The sequence below is a fragment of the Vibrio taketomensis genome (genome assembly GCF_009938165.1).
Classification (GTDB): Bacteria; Pseudomonadota; Gammaproteobacteria; order Enterobacterales; family Vibrionaceae; genus Vibrio; species Vibrio taketomensis.
Map to the genome: position 1 here is coordinate 876,981 of NZ_AP019650.1, position 18,729 is coordinate 895,709.

General features: G+C 42.5%; 17 protein-coding genes and 1 pseudogene. 8 read left to right on the forward strand and 10 right to left on the reverse strand.

Annotated features, from left to right (window positions below; translation table 11 throughout):
* Nucleotides 1–98 precede the first annotated feature (98 nt).
* From Vt282_RS17735 to Vt282_RS17750, 3 genes are all read right to left on the reverse strand, one after another.
* On the reverse strand, nucleotides 99–308 hold the full coding sequence (locus Vt282_RS17735) for a hypothetical protein (protein WP_162064256.1): 210 nt from the start codon (nucleotides 306–308) through the stop codon (nucleotides 99–101).
* 225 nt (nucleotides 309–533) lie between these two features.
* Nucleotides 534–836 carry a hypothetical protein gene (locus Vt282_RS17745; protein ID WP_162048261.1) on the reverse strand — a complete coding sequence of 101 codons (303 nt, stop codon included), beginning with the start codon at nucleotides 834–836 and terminating at the stop codon, nucleotides 534–536.
* Between the two features lie 240 nt (nucleotides 837–1,076).
* Nucleotides 1,077–1,556 (reverse strand): hypothetical protein, encoded by a 480-nt coding sequence (locus Vt282_RS17750; RefSeq protein WP_162064257.1) that lies wholly within the window; start codon nucleotides 1,554–1,556, stop codon nucleotides 1,077–1,079.
* Nucleotides 1,557–1,949: 393 nt separating this feature from the next.
* Here Vt282_RS17750 and Vt282_RS21835 point away from each other — a divergent pair, with 393 nt between their 5' ends.
* The 3 genes from Vt282_RS21835 (at nucleotide 1,950) to Vt282_RS21845 (ending at nucleotide 2,821) form a co-directional block, all read left to right on the forward strand.
* On the forward strand, nucleotides 1,950–2,270 hold the full coding sequence (locus Vt282_RS21835) for a hypothetical protein (protein ID WP_415663471.1): 321 nt from the start codon (nucleotides 1,950–1,952) through the stop codon (nucleotides 2,268–2,270).
* 265 nt (nucleotides 2,271–2,535) lie between these two features.
* On the forward strand, nucleotides 2,536–2,652 hold the full coding sequence (locus Vt282_RS21840) for a transposase (RefSeq protein ID WP_415663472.1): 117 nt from the start codon (nucleotides 2,536–2,538) through the stop codon (nucleotides 2,650–2,652).
* Nucleotides 2,642–2,821, forward strand: coding sequence for a transposase (locus tag Vt282_RS21845; RefSeq protein ID WP_415663456.1), 180 nt, complete (start codon nucleotides 2,642–2,644; stop codon nucleotides 2,819–2,821). The genes Vt282_RS21840 and Vt282_RS21845 overlap by 11 nt, the downstream gene beginning before the upstream one ends.
* Before the next feature lie 639 nt (nucleotides 2,822–3,460).
* On the opposite strand, the gene Vt282_RS17765 is transcribed toward Vt282_RS21845, so the two are convergent.
* The 3 genes from Vt282_RS17765 to Vt282_RS21855 all read right to left on the reverse strand — a co-directional run bounded on the left by Vt282_RS17765 (nucleotide 3,461) and on the right by Vt282_RS21855 (nucleotide 5,371).
* The gene (locus Vt282_RS17765) at nucleotides 3,461–4,174 is read right to left on the reverse strand and encodes an ATP-dependent nuclease (protein ID WP_162064258.1); all 714 of its coding nucleotides are present in this window, start codon (nucleotides 4,172–4,174) and stop codon (nucleotides 3,461–3,463) included.
* A 545-nt stretch (nucleotides 4,175–4,719) separates the two neighbouring features.
* Complete coding sequence (locus Vt282_RS21850) at nucleotides 4,720–4,941, reverse strand: AAA family ATPase (protein WP_162048266.1); 222 nt, start codon at nucleotides 4,939–4,941, stop codon at nucleotides 4,720–4,722.
* A 271-nt stretch (nucleotides 4,942–5,212) separates the two neighbouring features.
* On the reverse strand, nucleotides 5,213–5,371 hold the full coding sequence (locus Vt282_RS21855; protein ID WP_415663473.1) for a DUF4145 domain-containing protein: 159 nt from the start codon (nucleotides 5,369–5,371) through the stop codon (nucleotides 5,213–5,215).
* 825 nt (nucleotides 5,372–6,196) lie between these two features.
* Between Vt282_RS21855 and Vt282_RS17780 the strand changes: the two genes are divergently transcribed.
* The gene (locus Vt282_RS17780; protein WP_162064259.1) at nucleotides 6,197–7,159 is read left to right on the forward strand and encodes an integron integrase; all 963 of its coding nucleotides are present in this window, start codon (nucleotides 6,197–6,199) and stop codon (nucleotides 7,157–7,159) included.
* Between the two features lie 52 nt (nucleotides 7,160–7,211).
* Here the strand turns inward: Vt282_RS17780 and Vt282_RS17785 are convergent.
* Both Vt282_RS17785 and Vt282_RS17790 read right to left on the reverse strand, forming a co-directional pair.
* Nucleotides 7,212–8,542, reverse strand: a pseudogene (locus tag Vt282_RS17785) (D-serine ammonia-lyase).
* 21 nt (nucleotides 8,543–8,563) lie between these two features.
* On the reverse strand, nucleotides 8,564–8,803 hold the full coding sequence (locus Vt282_RS17790; RefSeq protein WP_232055196.1) for a GntT/GntP/DsdX family permease: 240 nt from the start codon (nucleotides 8,801–8,803) through the stop codon (nucleotides 8,564–8,566).
* Between the two features lie 144 nt (nucleotides 8,804–8,947).
* Here Vt282_RS17790 and Vt282_RS17795 point away from each other — a divergent pair, with 144 nt between their 5' ends.
* Nucleotides 8,948–9,607, forward strand: coding sequence for a glutathione S-transferase (locus Vt282_RS17795; RefSeq protein WP_162064260.1), 660 nt, complete (start codon nucleotides 8,948–8,950; stop codon nucleotides 9,605–9,607).
* A 1,874-nt stretch (nucleotides 9,608–11,481) separates the two neighbouring features.
* Complete coding sequence (ylqF, locus tag Vt282_RS17800) at nucleotides 11,482–12,426, forward strand: ribosome biogenesis GTPase YlqF (RefSeq protein ID WP_162064261.1); 945 nt, start codon at nucleotides 11,482–11,484, stop codon at nucleotides 12,424–12,426.
* Between the two features lie 64 nt (nucleotides 12,427–12,490).
* On the opposite strand, the gene Vt282_RS17805 is transcribed toward ylqF, so the two are convergent.
* Nucleotides 12,491–13,477 (reverse strand): CobW family GTP-binding protein, encoded by a 987-nt coding sequence (locus Vt282_RS17805; RefSeq protein ID WP_162064262.1) that lies wholly within the window; start codon nucleotides 13,475–13,477, stop codon nucleotides 12,491–12,493.
* A gap of 534 nt (nucleotides 13,478–14,011) precedes the next feature.
* Here Vt282_RS17805 and clcA point away from each other — a divergent pair.
* Nucleotides 14,012–15,406 carry a H(+)/Cl(-) exchange transporter ClcA gene (gene clcA / locus Vt282_RS17810; protein WP_162048272.1) on the forward strand — a complete coding sequence of 465 codons (1,395 nt, stop codon included), beginning with the start codon at nucleotides 14,012–14,014 and terminating at the stop codon, nucleotides 15,404–15,406.
* 97 nt (nucleotides 15,407–15,503) lie between these two features.
* Nucleotides 15,504–16,475, forward strand: coding sequence for a TDT family transporter (locus tag Vt282_RS17815; protein WP_162064263.1), 972 nt, complete (start codon nucleotides 15,504–15,506; stop codon nucleotides 16,473–16,475).
* Nucleotides 16,476–16,595: 120 nt separating this feature from the next.
* Here Vt282_RS17815 and Vt282_RS17820 read toward each other — a convergent pair whose 3' ends face one another.
* Entirely contained in the window at nucleotides 16,596–18,647 is a 2,052-nt protein-coding gene (locus Vt282_RS17820; protein ID WP_162064264.1) for an ATP-binding response regulator, read from the reverse strand.
* Nucleotides 18,648–18,729 lie beyond the last annotated feature (82 nt).

Consider the following 18,729-nt stretch of genomic DNA (forward strand, 5'->3'; position numbering starts at 1 on the left):
AACACTCAACGCAACGCATAGCAAAAGTGCCAAGCGTTGCGAATCAATCTTAAACGCTTTGTTATGCCGAATCTCGCGACTGTACGATTACTCTGCCGCTATTCAACTACTTCGGCTTCAGTGGACTCTGAAGCTGATTCTTCATTGCCTTTCTCAGCATGAAGCTCTACGCCCATAAAGCTACCCAACTCTCTTTTAATTCGATGCAATTCATTTACTGGTACGAATATCTCGCCGTATGCGTCCGAGCCTTCCTGAGCAATCTGATAAAACGCAAGCTCAGGGTGAGCATTTGTAGTTAGCCTCATTGATTTTTCATCTACGAGAAACTCTACTACCGTATCCATATTGACGTATAAGTTTTCTATTATTTTAATGCTTTAATCAAAATTTACTCCATATTTTCCGTATCGGAATAACGCCCGCTTAAGTGGTGAGCAACGCAATACCAAAGCCGCCGCACACCACCTTAAACACGAAAACCAACGCATAGTAAAAATGCCACGCGTTGCGAATCACTCTTGAACCGATTGTTATGCTGTAGGTTCGGGTTGATCTTGCTCCTGAGTTTCATTGCTAGAAACATCCTGGATCTCAACCCCAAAATACTCAGTTAACTCTCTCTGAATACGATGATATTCGTTAACTGAAACTTCTATCACGCAGCCGTTGAACTCACGTGCATAGTAATAAGAGTTGTCTTTATCGTCTTTAGAAATAACCAAATGGTCATTATTCGTAAGAGCCAAATGGAACTCATTTTCAAATGTAGTTACCTGAACAATATTGTGTTTAGAAATAGTAAATTGTTCGTTTAATTTCAAACCAACTTTCATTATTTATCCTTATTATTGAATACTTTAATTTGCAGCATAACGCCCGCTTAAGTGGTGAGCAACGCAATGCGATGTTGCCGCACACCACCGTAATCACAACAATGAACGCACGACAAGAATGCCACGCGTTGCGAATCCGCCTTAAAGCGTTTGTTAGGTTTATTATCCACACTGAACCGCATTATTCACGGGCTTAACATCCGCCAAAACACTCATGAAAAGATTTATCGAAGATATCATTTAAACGACATTTTCCTTTCCCAAAACCCCAAAGGAATAATTCAGTTCCTGCAATAGTAGGCTCACACTAAAACCAATTATATCGTCTTGTAGCTTTAACTGCCTATTGTTGAAGTATTGCTTCACATGAGCTGGGTGGCCAAAACCCCAGGAATCTGTAATAAGGCCATCTGCACTCAAACCTTGAAAAATATGGCTTAGAAGCTGAGGGTTATCCCATTCTTGTTGAGTGAACTCCATTGCTTCAGCATATTCTTGAAGTGGCATCCAGATCTGGCACTTTCGACGACCAGCACTGGTATCAAGTGCTTCATCAGCAATATCACAAGCCTTAGCCATAGCTGAGTAGACAATGTAATGAGTTCTCAGTTGATACGATGACAGGTTATCCAACTGGCGAGCAATTCTAGCACCACGATCATCTCGTCCGATATCAGTTCTTGATGAAGCGAGTACGCCACCAAAATATTCAATCGCCAAATTTTCGGATGAGTAGGCCCTCATTAATTATTGTTTTGAGGACCTTGGGGAACTGAACCATTTTCAGAAATTTCAGACCCTAACTTATCTTCTGCACTTTTGAAAATCCTGCCTACATTTTCAATTCGTTTCTCAGTGAAACTTTAAGTTCACCACCAAGATAATCAGCCGTAGGACCTAATAGCAGAAAGCCCATCTTTACCTAGGTAGGCGGCGATTGCACCAATACCTATAGTTGTAACTGGTTCTGCATAATTTCTCCTTAAAAACCTAACGAATGACATGGATTCCCCCGAGGAACTGCCACAATTAAGTGGTACACATTTGCACTGGAGGCACCATGTCTGACTATTCTTATTTTGCGGGATTGATTTAGCTAAAAACCACTTCAGCATTCATGCTGTTGACCAGCATGGCAAAGTTTTACTTCATAAATCAGTCACTCGCTCTAAACTGCTGACTACAATAGCAAATATGCCACCTATGCGAATAGGTGTCGAAGCGTGGTGGTGCACATTATTGGGCGAGAACACTACGAAAACTCGGTCACGATGCTCGTATCATGGCGGTGAAATATGTCACACCATATCGAACCAAAGGAAAAATGACCTCAATGATGCAGTCGCTATATGCGAAGCCGTGCAAAGGCCCACTACTCGCTTTGTTCCTATCAAATCCCCGAGCAACAAGCTATCTTATCGGTTCATCGAATGAGAGCATTGGGTGCGAACGGACCGCATTGATGAATCGTATTCGTGCACTACTTTCTGAATTCGGCCTCATCATCCCCGTTGGTCGCGCTTCGTTGATGAGGCTAGTACCTGACATGCTTGAAAACCCTGAGAACGAGCTTCCTAACTTAGCACGTGCAACGTTAGCTGATGCATTCGAGCACCTTAAGTCTCTCAACCAGAATATCGATAACACAGAAATCACTTTCGACGCGTTCGCTAAAGTCAGCACAAACGTCCAAAGAATAATGAAAGTACGCGGCATCGGTCCTCAAACCGCAACAGCTCTCCTCGCCTCCATCGGCAATGGCGCTCAATTTGATAAAAGCCTAGATTTCTCTGCTTGGTTAGGGTTTGGTTCCTAAACAGTACTCAACTGGCGGAAAACCGAAATTAGGACGCATCACAAAACATGGCGATAAATATCTGCGGACACTGCTTGTCCATGGTGCTCGAACAGTCATCGCTAACTTAGGTGATAAACAAGACCGGTTTAACCAGTGGTGCCGACGCGTTTTAGAGCGAAGAGGATGAATCGTGCGGTGGTCGCGTTGGCAGCGAAAACGCACGAATAATTTGGTCACTGATACACAACCAGACGGAGTATGAGAATTGCGCTGCTTAAGCTTTCGTTAACTCAAGCAGCGTAAGCGTTTTACCTACCGGGTCATAGCAGACGCAATGGATGGAGATAGGTTAAGACCACGAGCGGAGAGCCTGTTAATGCGGCGGACATATTGAATGTCATCTAACGAATAAGGCACCGCAGTCGCGCAAAGTCATCAGGGTCACGATGCATGCGAATCATCGGTAGTAGACCGAATGTAGAGCGGCAGTCCAAAACCCATCACTTGAAGTTTAGCGGATGTTTGACAACCGGGGAATCCATGTAGCCCTGTTAAGGGTGAGCAACGCAACACAAAGCTACCGCATACCACCTTAAACACTAAACGCAACGCATAGTAAAATGCCACGCGTTGCGAATCCCTCTTAAATGCTTTGTTAGTTTAATTTTCTTTTTGTTGCTCAAGGGCTTCATCAATTAGACCAAAAGTTTATTAAACGTACTGGCCCAACGGTAATTGTTTTCACCCTCAGCGCGTTTCTTCAAGTGTTCCCGTAATTTAGCCTTATTTTCATTACTACTATAACCAAATGGTAATAGTGAACCATTCATGTCTGTACAGAAGTTCTTAAACCATTTTGGATTTTCTTTATGGGCATCAGTAATCCATTTTGAGGGAATAAACACTCTACGGCAAGCCCTTGAGGCAACATGGTAAATTGTTTGTTTGGTTCAAATGGTATTTTCTTACTATTAAAGAAGTTTTGTAGTGCTTTGCGAGTTTTATCTCCAGCTTCATCACCATCAAGAACCACTACAATCGGTCTTTCACTGTAGACATGCTGGTAGGTAGCTTTCATAAAGCCCTCAATTGCTCCCGTACCACCAAAATCTAAAAACTCTGCAGCTCTAACATTTTCCCACTGAAAGCTCTTGCCTGCTTGAGGTTTCACCGTATCTAAAACCCATTTAAACAGCTCTCGATCTGTTTTACCTTCAACGAAAATGTTAAGTAACCCTAGATTAAAGAAATCACTTAATTTGACACCTAAGGAATTACGGATGGTTGACGTTGCATCTGTATAGGTAGCAAACGTTTTGCACTTTGTATAACCATCTATAATCTCTGTACCGATTATTTTTCGTGGCTCTTGTGGTACGAATGTAAGGCTATGTGTCGTCGTCACTAAATGGGCTACTTCATTTAAAGACTTCAAAATATGTGTACATGAATTAGCCAGCTCAGGGTGCAAATATGATTCAGGTTCTTCAATTAACCATATAGACGTCTTATTTAGTGTTTTTCCTGTCCGGTAATCCATGCAAATGAAGATAGAATTGCCGCTGATTGAATACCCATACCTTTACGCTGAATTTCTGTTTCAACAGGGTCGGCAAGATGGTATTCAAAAGAGCTAAGTAAATGCTCAATGGAATTATTCGGTAATTTAAAACTTGATGTAATGCCTTCAAGGTTCGCACTTTGAGCTGTGCGTCAATAAAGTCGACACTTCACCCAAGCTTTCTTCGATTTCAGAAATTTTTCCTGCAACCTACTCGACACGTGCTTCTTAACAAATGGAAGTAGCAATTCGTTATATAGACTATCTGTACTTTTGCTGACGGAACGTAGTGGCATTCGAAAGAGTGCAAAATTAAAGAACAAGGTCTCTTTGGATTCGATTGTAATCGTTTTGTGACTTTCTTTTGGCGACTACCATGAAAAGGCGATAGGAAGGTTGCCTGATTTCGAAAATGTTAAATAAACGGTAATTGTATCGTTGAGCTCTCGAGGCTCAGCTATACATGAGTTCAATTCATGGTATAGATTTTAATTGAAGTATCTTCGGGCTCTAATTTAAAGACCCTATAAGCGATGTCTGATTACTCTCAAGCTTTTCGGTAGGTCCCTACTTAAACAATAATGATATTTATTGTCAAAACCAGTAAAGAACATCTGAACTGCTTTGAGAATATTAGTTTTACCACTACTGTTTGGGCCAACAATCGTAACGCCGCCATCAAAACTTACAGTTACTTCCTCTTCTAAGGTTCGGAAGTTTTTCACCTTGATACTATCTAACTTCATAACTACAAAACAGAATACTATAAAGCTATATTGTCGCAATGTTCAGATGCATATGCAATTAAACTAACGCCCGCATAATTGGCGGGATAAGGTTGGTTAAAATACGCGAGGCACGAGCGGAACCAACCTTTGACCGTCCGTGTTGATGCGTTTGTTATATGGCTAAACACCATCCCGTTGCTTTATGTGCTCTTGGGTGTCTTCGGGTATTAAATCGGAGTACAAGCTTTCTAACTCTTTGGTTTGGTTATCAACTCTTCGGCTATGAAGTTCAATATGCTAAAAGTTTATAAGCGACCTCTGCGTTGTCATCGATGTTGATTTGACCAGGATGAACAGCATTGTTTCCAACGACCCTCAATGAATCTAGAGCTTGTTGAATTTTGGGGCTTAAACCTTCTGACACCAGCTCTTTAATATCGTTATTGATATTTTGCCACTCTTCCCTACTTGCTTAAGAAGCTTCTGAAGTGCAAGCCTAAGTAGAGCTGTTGAGCCTTTAGGCGAATCAACAATAATTGATGCAGCTTCTAAGTAAAGATCCTTGATGTCGTGAGCCAAGTCCTCATTTGGGGATGGTAGTGATGTTGTTTTGGATATTTCATTTGTTGTTCAACCCATAGGCTAAACCCATCACAAGCAGAGCATGAAGCAATAGCAAAGCCACTCGGAACAAAGGATGAGAAGCTACTTTTGAAATCATGTTCAATATGATCCAAAAGACTTGAACTGCATTCTGCTGGTAGTCTTTGACATGCTTGCGGTAATCCAAATATATATGATGCAATATATTAATTGCGATTTCGCTTGCGCTACCAACTCAAACCAATTTTGAACTGCAACTATTTGGCAGTGAGGACATTTGAATTTTTCGCTTCCGTACTCAGGTATCATTTTAACTCCTATGCTTCATGGCCATATAACAGTGTATTAGGCTGAACTCTCACTAAGATCCCGCAGCCATAGCGCTATTTTTCATTACTTTACTAAGAACATGCTATTCTAATCAACAAGTTGCACCATTTAACACTGCCACCCATCTCACATTGTCTAGAAGTAAAACGAGAATTCGAATTTGGCAAGACTTCATAAGCATCCTAACAAGTGCTCTAACTCACGTTTTATCATCATCTTACGAACAAAGGTTCGGGGGAAAAAGAGAACGCTAGTCTCGTTAATGTCGTTTACATTTGGCAATTTTTGCAGGTCTCAGTTATAACTGTATATAAAAACAGCATCATCAATGAGAGTAAAAATGCCAAAGTCAGCTTTTATGGAACAAGTTCGTACCGAGATTCGCACGAGACAGTACAGCATGCGAACCGAAAAAACGTATATGTATTGGATTCGCTATTTCATTCGGTTCAATGATTTGAAGCATCCTGAGGTGATGGGGAATCGCGAAATTGAGCGTTTTCTAAACCACCTCGCTGTGAATTGCCACGTCAGTGCTGCAACACAAAACTTGGCTTTGTGCGCAATTATATTTATGTATCGGCATATTATTAAGCGCGATATTCAAGATCTTCAATATAAAAACACCAACACACCAAAGCGAATACCAACGGTTCTCTCCGATCAAGAAATCAAATTAGTGTTAAAGCAAATGGAGGGTAAATACTGGCTCATCGCAACGATTTTGTATGGCTGTGGCCTACGTATTCAAGAAGCGTTATCACTAAGAATTAAAGATATCGATTTTGAATCTAGGTCAATATTAGTTTTCAAGGGCAAAGGAAACAAAGACCGCTACACCTTATTACCAACGACATTGATTGAGCCTATAAATAAACAAATTGAAACGGTAAGGCGCGTACATTCACAAGACTTATCTGACGGTGGCGGAATGACTTCCGTGCCACCAGCTCTTTACAAAAAGTATCGCACTGCTCTTAAGCATTACGGTTGGCAATACTTGTTTCCGTCTAATGTTCGGAGCGTTAACCCTTATGATGGCTATGTATGCCGACATCACTTACACGCTTCTGCTTTCGCCAAACAGCTCCGCAAGGCTGTTCATGCTTCTGGCATTGCAAAAAGAGTAACAGCCCATACTTTTAGGCATTCATTCGCGACCAGATTGTTAGAAAACGGTACGGATATACGCACTGTTCAAGAATTACTCGGCCACTCTGATTTAAAAACGACACAAATCTACACGCATGTTGTTGGCCAACGTCGAGCCGGCACACGCAGCCCTTTAGATTGTATCGTCTAAGCTTTTATTCAGACATAAAGGGATACCACGTGGTATCCCTTAGTTTATAGATTTAGCGACCTGATTTCGCTAAGTAAGCGGCCATTTCTGCTTCTGGCACCATACCACCACCCGTTGCCCATACTAGGTGAGTCGCGCTAGCAAGCTTCTCTTCAGTCAAATCTAAACGCGTTTGATACTCAACGTTGTTCGAAACATGTACCGCCCCAACATACCTGCCAGCGCCGATGGTTCAAGACGAATACCTTCCACTTCGCTAAGCTCACCCAAGTGGTGGTACATACGCTCATCGGTCATGGTGTAATAACCATCTAACAAACGCTCCATCGCTCGACCAACAAAGCCTGACGCGCGACCCACCGCTAAACCATCCGCCGCGGTGATGTTATCAATACCCAAATCTTGTACTGCAATCTCATCATGCAGACCAGTATGAACACCGAGTAGCATGCATGGTGAATGTGTTGGTTCTGCAAAGATACAGTGTACATGGTCACCAAATGCCATTTTCAAACCAAATGCCACGCCGCCAGGACCACCACCAACGCCACATGGCAAGTAAACAAACAGTGGGTGCTCAGCATCGACTTGGATACCTTGCTCTGTAAACTGCTGCTTCAAACGCTCACCCGCGACTGAATAGCCTAAGAAAAGAGTCTGCGAGTTTTCGTCATCAATAAAGAAGCAGTTTGGATCTTTCTCCGCCTCTTTACGACCCTGCTCCACTGCCACGCCGTAGTCTTGCTCGTATTCCACCACGTTTACGCCATGCGAACGTAGCTTATTCTTCTTCCACTCACGCGCATCGGCTGACATATGCACTGATACTGAGAAACCAAGCTTAGCGCTCATGATACCAATCGACATACCAAGGTTACCGGTTGAGCCAACGGCAATGCTGTATTGTTTGAAGAAGTCACGAAACTCTTCGCTAAACAGTTTGCTGTAATCCTCTTCTTTGCTCAGCAATCCAGCTTCCATTGCCAATTTTTCTGCGTGTGTCAGTACTTCATAAATACCTCCACGTGCTTTGATTGAACCAGAAATAGGCAGGTGGCTGTCTTTTTTTAGCATCAAACGACCCGCGATCTTAGTGTTGTATTGCGCTTCCAGCTGCACCTTCATCTTCTTAATATCAACCACTTGAGATTCAATAATCCCTTGCGATGGTACTGTTTCTGGGAATGCTTTTACCAAATAAGGAGCAAAGCGTTGTAGCCTCTTACTGGCGTCTTGGATGTTATCAGCGCCTAAGCCAACATAAGGTAGACCTTCTTCTAGTGACGTGATATTTGGGTTAAACCACACCACCTCTTCTAAACCAATCAGCTGCTTTACTAATGGAAACTCTTCAACAAGTGCGGTTACGTTATGTGTAGTCATTATTCTCGACCTTTGTTTAAATCATGTACGACAGAAGGAATGTGCCGGCAGGGCAACAAATGACGCGATAAAAGTCGCCGTCGTGTAGTACTTAAAGATTTCAGACATCGTGGCGCCGCAGTATTGCTTAACCAACCAAAACAGCGAATCGGTTACAATGGTACAACCAATTGCGCCTGAACCTATTGCCAGCGTAATGATTTCTGGACTTACATTTGGATATAGCGGCAGTAGTGGAGCAACAATTACCGTTGCGCCCATCAAAAGCCCTCACAGAAACTGCAGCTGTTTATCAATTGATTATTTGAACAAGTTAAGCAAGACTGAGTTTGACGAGTTTGAGTAATAACATTCACTATCCTTCTGGTATCGTTACTCTATGAACCGGCATTACAGGTATATCATATGGGATCTGATTTATCGCCAATACTCTATTCTCTTCACAACTGCCCTTATGCAATTCGAGCAAGGCTTGCTTTGTTAAAAGCGAAGCAGCGCGTCGCAATACGTTCAATCAAGCTTAGTAACAAACCCTCTGAGCTGTTGGCTGCTTCACCAAAAGGCACTGTACCTGTACTAATCATTCAGCAAAACTCATCGGTGATCGACCAAAGCATTAAAATTATGATTTGGGCTCTCATTCAGAGCGATCCAGATAATTTATTGCAAGCCGAAGATGGCAATGCATTACCCGCAATGATCTCATTCATACAGGAATTTGAACGCATCTTTATCCCTGCACTCAATGCATTTGGATGTGCCAAAAGATACCACGAAGATGATACGCATAAACGACGTAACACATGCCAAATCGAACTTCTCAAACTTGAAGAATGCTTAACTCAGCATGCATTTCTATTCTCGAACACAGAGAGCCTCGTCGATATCGCCCTACTGCCATTTATACGTAAGTATGCGCGTATCGATAAGCAATACTTTCGTTATGCACCCTACCCTAAGTTGCGCGCTTGGCTAAATCGTTATCTACAGAGTCCGCTATTTTCAAAGGTGATGAAAAACTATGATTTGTGGCAAGAGAATCAACGCGAGCAATTTCTTGGCTAGTTCTCCTTAATTCCGGCATTCAAGTGCTGTATGGCTCATCAAGCGCAAGAAGCCACATCAACAAGATGGCAAGTGTTTCAATCAAAATATTTAGAGAGGGTTAATGGATTACTCTCACAAAATGTGACCTATCTTTATGATTCCCGCGCTAGATGCAAAATGTTATTATTCTCTAATATTACGTATTGTAGTGACGGGGCATGATACAGTTAAAGCTCAACGCTTAACATTTTTCTAGAATTATCGACCCCATTTGAAATGCCACGATAAAGAACGACAAATTATAACTAATTTTTCAAATGGTTAATAACTCAATCCAATAATTTCCAAAGTTAACATAACTATATTCTAAGGACCCAGAAACATTCCACTTAATAAATATTTCAATATAATTAATGTTCAGTCACGACTGGGTTTCACTAACTAAGAAACGAACTCGGATTCTCTGACCCACACTGCCCTATTTATTTTGAGAAAGAGCCAGTCATCTGTTTGAGACTGGCTTTTCTATCGAAGAGTTAGCACAAATGACTGGCCAGCGTTCTTTAAATACACTTTTGTATGCCCTGAGCTGCATTCTAATCGTCTTCAGCGAAAAAGTTCAAAGTGCAGAACAAGCACGACGACTTAACAAACCACAAAACTCAATTCACATCGGAACAAACTAAGGGCCAACAAATTAAGCAACAACATTTTCTGTTAAATCATTGCCATCCTAAACACAAAATTACAGCTAAATAGATGAGATAGCCGTAAGAGTTTTGGTTTGTTTGTAACCTTTTCAGGCAATGCTGCCGTTGATTGAACTAATGAACCCGAGCCCTTAGTACGCCATTCAACTATTTCTACAACATTCAATTTACCGCCATCTGAGCCACTCATTTGAACCGACGTTTCTGTAATCTTCGTTTACAAGTCGTAAAGTACCTGCAGGTGTCGTTATATCCTCTGTACCCAAATACTCAATAATTTTAGACTTCGTCTCGTCAAGTATTGTTTGCCCGCCATAAATGATTTCACTCACGCTAACATATGTTTTCGGCTCTCCTGCTATCAGCGTTGCATCTAAAATCACTTCATTACCAAAATTTCTTCCAACAAATGAGCTTTTAAGTGCTACTTTTTCAAAAGCTTTGAGTTAGGTGAAACTCAAAGTAAGTAGAAGAACCGTCGTCGTCAGCACCTTCGGAAATCCTATCCATTCGCGTTTCGTTCCCTTCATGGAACACATGATATGTACTGTGATCAACCTTACCTACATTCTTACCTTCTACCACTTTATATTCATATGTAGCTTTTGGTTATCAAAATATTGGCACCAAAACAATCTTCAGAAGTTTCAGTCTTACATCCTGACAAAAACATACCAAAGGAAACCATTAAAGAAACTGTTATATATTTTCTATTCATACCGACACCATCCCTAATACGCCTTATGTTACGTATTGGAAATATACACGGCTTTCAATTCTTACTTTATGCATTTGCTTACTTTTAAACAATGTGGATGTATATAACGAAGTCCTCATTTATATTTCATGAATACTTCAACGATTTAAATTCAGAATCAAAGTTAGAGTAACTAGAAACGGGAACCCGCCTCTCTAACGCACAAAGTTCGCCTGCTTATTGCAAACACCCCAGATTGTTACATGCTTTAATGACATTGATTTACTAAGGACGTATGCCACAAAAATGTGACCTATCTTTATGATTCCGCGCCAGATGCAAAATGTTATTATTCACTTAATATTACGTATTGTGGTGACGGGGCCTGATACAGTTAAAGCGAAACGCTTAACATTTTTCTAGAATTATCGACCCCATTTGAAATACCACAATAATGAACGACAAATTATAACTAAGGTTTTCAAATGGTTAATAACTCTATCCAATGGTTTCCGGGCCACATGCACAAAGCGCAAAAGGAGATTGCTGAAGCAATTCCTCAAATTGACGTGATTATTGAAGTGCTTGATGCGCGTATTCCATTTAGTAGTGAAAACCCAATGATCTCTGAGCTACGTGGCGATAAGCCGGTAGTGAAAGTGCTAAACAAACGCGATCTAGCCGATCCTGAAATGACTCAGCTATGGATTGATCATCTAGAGAAAGAGAAAAATGTAAAAGCGATGGCAATCACCACTTCACAACCACAAGAAGTGCATAAGATTCTTGAGCTATGCCGTAAACTGGCACCCCATCGTGAAGAGATTGGTAAGAACATTCGCACTATGATCATGGGGATTCCAAACGTTGGTAAATCGACCATCATCAATACACTTGCAGGCCGCACTATTGCGGTAACGGGTAACCAACCTGCGGTAACTCGCCGCCAGCAACGTATTAACCTGCAAAATGGCATTGTTCTATCTGATACTCCTGGGATTCTATGGCCTAAAGTAGAAAACCCTCACAGTGGTTTCCGTTTAGCAGCAACGGGTGCCGTTAAAGACACAGCGATGGAATACGATGAAGTTGCTTTCTACACCGTTGAATACCTAGCACAAGCGTACCCAGAGAAGCTAAAAGAACGTTACCAAATTGAAGAACTTCCTGAGTCTGATATCGAAATTATGGAAGAGATTGGCCGCACCCGTGGAGCACTGCGCTCTGGCGGCCGTGTCGATCTACACAAAGTTTCAGAGATTTTGCTGCATGAACTACGTGCTGGCACACTTGGTCAAATCACGCTAGAGCGCCCTGAGATGATCACTGAAGAATTAGTACAAGTAGAAATTGAAGCGACACGTAAAGCAGAAGAAAAAGCGAAACGTAAAGAAGAGCGCCGCAAGCGTTACCTACGCAACAAGCGCTAATCGAATCGATATATTAAAGGGGACCATAGTCCCCTTTTTGTTGCTCGCTATATAGCGGTTATGATTACTGACTAATTCCAGCAAGTGTCAGTAAAATGCTTTCCAGCTCATCCCATGGCATTAATTGCGAATCAATAACCTCAAGTCTTGATTCAAAACCGGTTAAGCTCATTTGATTGACTGAAACCACGCCGTTTGCAACGTTAAACGCGTAACAACCTTGGTCTGTATTAACAACGGCTTTGACTCGCTCTGCACGTAATGCTGATAGCATTGAAAAGAGCTGGTCAAAATTGAACTCGTATTCTGCACCGACTAGCCATCCACAGCTAAAATAACCTTGGCCTTTATTTTCACGGCGGATAAATGCCTCGCCCGGTGGCAATTCAAATTGCGGCTCCTGGCTTGCATGATGGTGGTGGTGATGTTCGATATTGCTTGATGCACTACCTAGTACACGTTCAATATCTAACACTTCAAGTGGTAGTTCACCGTTCTTGACTAGTTTGCTAAATACTTTTGCTGGCTGCTGATCAGTCACCCAACTATTAAACACGTCGATATCTGAAGATTCGCATAAGTCGATCTTGTTGCCGATGACCACGTCCGCGCTGTCTAATTGATCGCTGAAATTTTGATTAGATAAGTATTTATCATCGCTCAGATTACGAGGATCAACTAAAGCGATCGTCGCTTTTAAATCTACATAATCTTGATATTGCTCCGAAGTGAGCGTCGCAATCACCTGTTTTGGATGACCGAGCCCAGTAGGTTCGATAATTAATCGATCGGGCTTTTGACGCAATAATGCAGTAATCCCAACCGACATTGGTACACCTGCGGTACAACACATACAACCACCGGGGATCTCCTTAATCCACGCACCTTGATCTGTCATTAGCGCGCCATCAATACCAATCTCACCAAACTCATTTACAAGCACAGCCCAATTTTCGTTCTCTGGTTTGTCTTTCAGCAGGTTTAGAATTGTGGTGGTTTTACCTACACCTAAAAATCCGGTAATGATGTTGGTTGGTACTCTTGCGGTCATTGCTGCTCTCCTAACGATTTATGTCAGGAGTATATCGTCAATTTTGTCAGCGAGCAGCATGCTTTGAACTATGTGACAATAAATTGAGTCGTGGTGGCAGACATGCGCTATATACGACATAAGACAAAAGGCGCACTTTTAAGCGCGCCTTCTTCCCTCGTGACTCAATCGTGAGTTTGCGAATCAGAATGTCTATAGATGCATTCCGATATATAACGAGGATTTCGAAATGACTTTTGTTGAATCCATCCAAATTGTAGGTAAGGCCCTGTCCTCCGTGCGAGTTAATTTAGATTTGCCTTACACTCTAAATATGGCCCAATTCAGACAAAGTGCAAGTTATTTTTTATCACAAGCAGTGAATTAAACTCGCTACAAAAATTTACATCACATTAATAACTGCTAGAGAATTTAACCAATATTGCAATTCAATATTTCATTCTTATCGCTATAGTTATATCTATAGAGGGTATAATTTTATGCCTTCCCTAAATTACTGGCTAAACAGCCATATTCTCACTGGTGGAGCAGCGAATGACAAAGAGAGAAAAAATTACGCGTTCTTTGATATCCAAACTACCCAAAGACGCGATTAACCAATTTCTCTCTAAAGATAAGACCCCTATTTCTGTGCTGCTGCTGGCGTTGCTGGTTGGTGTCTTGGCCGGTTTTGTGGGTACTTATTTCGAACATGCGGTCGCATTCGTCTCTGATACACGCACTCAATGGTTAAAATCTGAAATTGGTAATGTGGTCCCTCTTTGGCTTGCTTCCATCGTTATCAGTGCCAGTTTAGCGTTTATCGGCTATTACCTTGTACATCGCTTTGCCCCAGAAGCCGCAGGCTCAGGTATTCCTGAAATTGAAGGCGCAATGGACGGTATTCGACCTGTTCGTTGGTGGCGCGTGATCCCAGTTAAATTTTTTGGTGGTATGGGTGCTTTGGGTTCAGGCATGGTACTTGGCCGAGAAGGCCCAACTGTGCAAATGGGCGGTGCCATTGGCCGAATGATCACCGATATATTTCGCGTAAAGAATAGTGATACTAAACACACTCTGCTCGCTTCTGGTGCCGCGGGTGGTCTTGCTGCTGCGTTTAACGCTCCCCTAGCCGGTATTATGTTTGTAGTCGAGGAAATGCGACCTCAATTTCGCTACTCACTAATCTCGATCAAAGCCGTCATCATTTCTGCCGTCGCAGCGAACATTGTTTTCCGCTCAATCAGTGGTCAAAGCGCGGTGATCACAATGCCGCAATACCAGCCTCCTGAGTTAAGCGCACTTTGGTTGTTTTTGCTGCTTGGTGCATTATTTGGCATGTTTGGCGTCGTGTTCAACCGCCTTATCACCCTTGCTCAAGATTTGTTTATTCGCCTACACAAAAACGATCGTAAACGTTACTTAATCGTTGGGTCGGTGATTGGTGGCTGTTTTGGCTTAATGCTGCTTTACTTGCCAGAACTTACCGGCGGTGGTATTTGGCTAATTCCAAACATAACCGAAGGGGACTATGGTGCGGCTTTCTTGCTACTACTGTTTCTAGGACGCATCTTTACTACCCTACTCTGTTTTGCCTCTGGTGCGCCTGGCGGTATTTTTGCACCCATGCTCGCGCTCGGTACATTGTTTGGTTACGCTTTTGGTTTGATTGCTCAGTCACTTTTTCCAGAAATGGACATCACTCCCGGCATGTTCGCGATTGCAGGGATGGGCGCATTATTCGCCGCAACCGTTCGCGCTCCGATCACTGGTATCTTGTTGGTGATTGAAATGACCAATAACTATTACTTGATATTACCGCTCATCATTACCAGTTTAGGTGCGGTTATTTTTGCGCAAATGCTGGGCGGCCAGCCAATATATAGCCAACTACTGCATCGCACGATTAAAAAAGAAAAACTACAACAAGAAGATCTGCCGAGAGACTAATTGGTAATTGTAATAACCACATAAACATTGATATTATTCGCGCCGCTGTTCGGGCCTAGGGAAAGGCTCATTATTAATTGGTAGTTAGGAGTTCGGCTTGAACTGGAAAAAGCTGACGCAATTTCAAGGCGTCCCGCCTTCGCAAGCGGCATTGGCACTCGGTATTATTGGTCTTGGCCAAGCATGGGCTCTATACGTCCCTGAAATTGGTGAAGTTATCCGCCCGTATATGGCTGGTATCGGCGCCCTGATGCTCATTCCCGTACTACTAAAATATTTCACCCAGCCCAGCGTTTTTATCGCCGATTTACGTCATCCATTAAGCGGTAGTTTAATGGCGCCAATGAGTATGGCGCTGCTTATCTTGTGTGATTATTTAGCGGTGATCTCCCCGATCATCGCTTATCCAATTTGGTTTGCGGCCGTGTGGCTGCACATCACTATGATGGTGCTGTTTTTCTATTTCCAACTGACTAATTTTAAGATGTCACATATCGTGCCAAGCTGGTTTTTATACCCAGTTGGTTTGATTAGTAGCTCGTTGGCAGGCACGCAATTTGGTCACAACGTATTCTCAGAAACACTAGTCAACACCTGTATCACTATCTACTTCTTTATGTTGCCGCTAGTGCTATACCGCTTGGTATTTGAAGGCATGTTACCAAGACGCGCTCGCCCGACACTGGCGATCATGGCCGCGCCAATCAACTTAACGCTCGCCACCTATTTGGTGAACTTTAAACAGCCAGATCCTATTTTGACTGGCGCGTTAGCTGGTATTGCCATCACAATGACGTTGATGATCTATTTGTGCTACTTCCGCCTAATGCGACTCAAGTTTCAGCCATCGATTGCTGCCGTCACCTTTCCTTCGGTGATCAGCGCTATTGCGATGCATCGACTTACGTCGTTCTTTGAGCAATATCATCCGCGTTGGCATTGGCTGCATGATTTCGGTTTGTTTGAGCTCTCAATCGCGACCATCTTGGTTATTTGGGTTTCATTTGGCTATGTCAAAATGTACTGGCCACAAGCGTTTAACCGCGTCAGTAATCAAAGCGAAGGGTGATGACTAGACTTTAAGGACGACGTTGAGAAACTCGCCGCAACGAGCATTCGCTGGAAAAATACAAGTGAATAGTTATCTTCCTCAGCAATCCACCCCCACTTTTTTATGGCTTTAAATCACTTAAAGCCATTGACCCACTTTCAGTATTAAAGCCTCAGTATCTGCTGGTTTGACGAGGTAGTCATTAATCCCCGACTCATAGATTTTATACGCCATTTCATCCGATGAATCGCCTGTATAGCCGATAATAGGCAGTGAGTCCGTTGCTGAGTAAAGGTTTCGAATCTGTTTGGCGGCCGTTAAACCATCCATAACAGGCATTTCAATATCCATCACAATCAGATCCACGTTGGTGTGTTGCAGAATATCTAAAGCGTCTTGCCCATTGTGAGCTTCAATGACCGAAAATCCGTGCTTTTTCATCAGTACCGCCGTGTATGCACGAATAGAGTGATTATCGTCAGCGATCAGCAGTGTTTTACCTTGATAATGATTGCGCTTCAATTCGAATTGTCTCGTCATTTGGGGCGAATCAAAGCATAACTCATCGATAATAACGGAACATTGAATTCTAAAGCGTGATTTCTCGATTGGATAAAATTCAAAGTTTGAATCTAAACTGTAGCTGTAAATGGATTGTTTATCATAGAGATACACAATTCGTGCTTGCGTAAAGCTCAACTTCGCCTCTAACTCAGCTAGCACTCGCTGATCCAACAACTCTTTGTCCAGATCGACAAAAATCACGTCATATTCAAACTCAAACTCTTCTTTTTCGAGCGCTTTTACTACCGTAATGTTTTTCGCCTTAAAGCCGAGATAAAAAGCACTATCCGCCAGAACACTGGTTAAAAGCGTCGATGAGCCGATATAAAGCGTACTCTTGTTCTTGAGCATATCTTGCTTAATTCGCTGGACCACAACGGAATTGTAAATCGGGAATGCTAACGCAAACTCAGTAAATTGATTGAGCTCGGAACGACAACGAATATTCCCACCCATCGCACGCATCACTCTTAAACAAAACGGTAAGCCAATACCATAGCCACTCGCCTTACCTTGAGTGTAGAAATCATCAAATATTTGCTTACTCACTTGAGCACTCATCCCGACGCCATTATCGGTTAACACCAATTGGTTGAAGCCATTGTAACGCTGCAATTCTATGGTGATTGAGAACTGATCACATCGAGCATGATAGAAGGCGTTTTTTAGTAAGTTATACAAGGTGTATTTTACTAAGGTGTCGCTTCCCAAAAAGTAGAAGTCCTGCTGCAAATTGACATGGACTGCATCCCTATCGGTGGGATGTGGATAAGGAAAACTCGCAATGGCTTGCTCAGTAACGGCGCGCATCGAGTGTTTGCGATAAGTGGCATTGGTAATTCGATTTTGATCAATCGACGTTAACAGTAAGTCGATCGTTTCGGTTCCGCTACGAATCGCTTCATTGGCTTGCACAATCACATCATGGGCTAACGCCAATGAGTCCGCATCTATTTCCAGTTTTTTATGGTTTGACGAGTCTGATGGTTGAGGAGGCAGCAACACTTCCAACACATCAAGAGACGCTTTCAGTGCACTCAGTGGATTACGCATCTCATGCGCAATACCCGCACCAAAAGATTTCGCCAGAGAAACACGAGACTCGTGTTCACTTTGACTACGCAGATAGAAGAGGTTACCAAACACATAGGTAAAAGCAAAAATGGCCATATAGGGCCAAGCTATTCCTTGCTGGATAGCAGACCAACTGCCCCCATACACCAAAAATGTAGAGGCGATGAACGCAATACTGGTTTGCCACAACAGTAAACCCGTCCGAAACACCACCAGCACATGGATAATGATTGATGCCATAAATGACATTACCCATATTTCTGACCAATCATTCTTAAACATCATGTATGAGAAGAAGAAAGGCAGACAAATTGGAATGCATATGGCGAAATACATCGGCAAATACCGCTGTAAATACACGGGAATGCGATGTCTAAAGGCTAGGACGGCAAACAGCAACGAACAAAATATTCGAAGTGGTAACGATTCGTATGGCTGTGGGAACAAATATTCCCAAACATAATAGTATGCAGGGAAACCCAAAAAGCCCATCCAACCAATCACAGTGAGATTGGGCTCTGCATACTGATATACCTTACGAACCGATTCCATCTAACGTCTCATCACAGCAAGGCGCAACACTTTGCTGAGCCATCAAGTAAAAATAGTTGCAATATACTCGCCAGAAATCGTG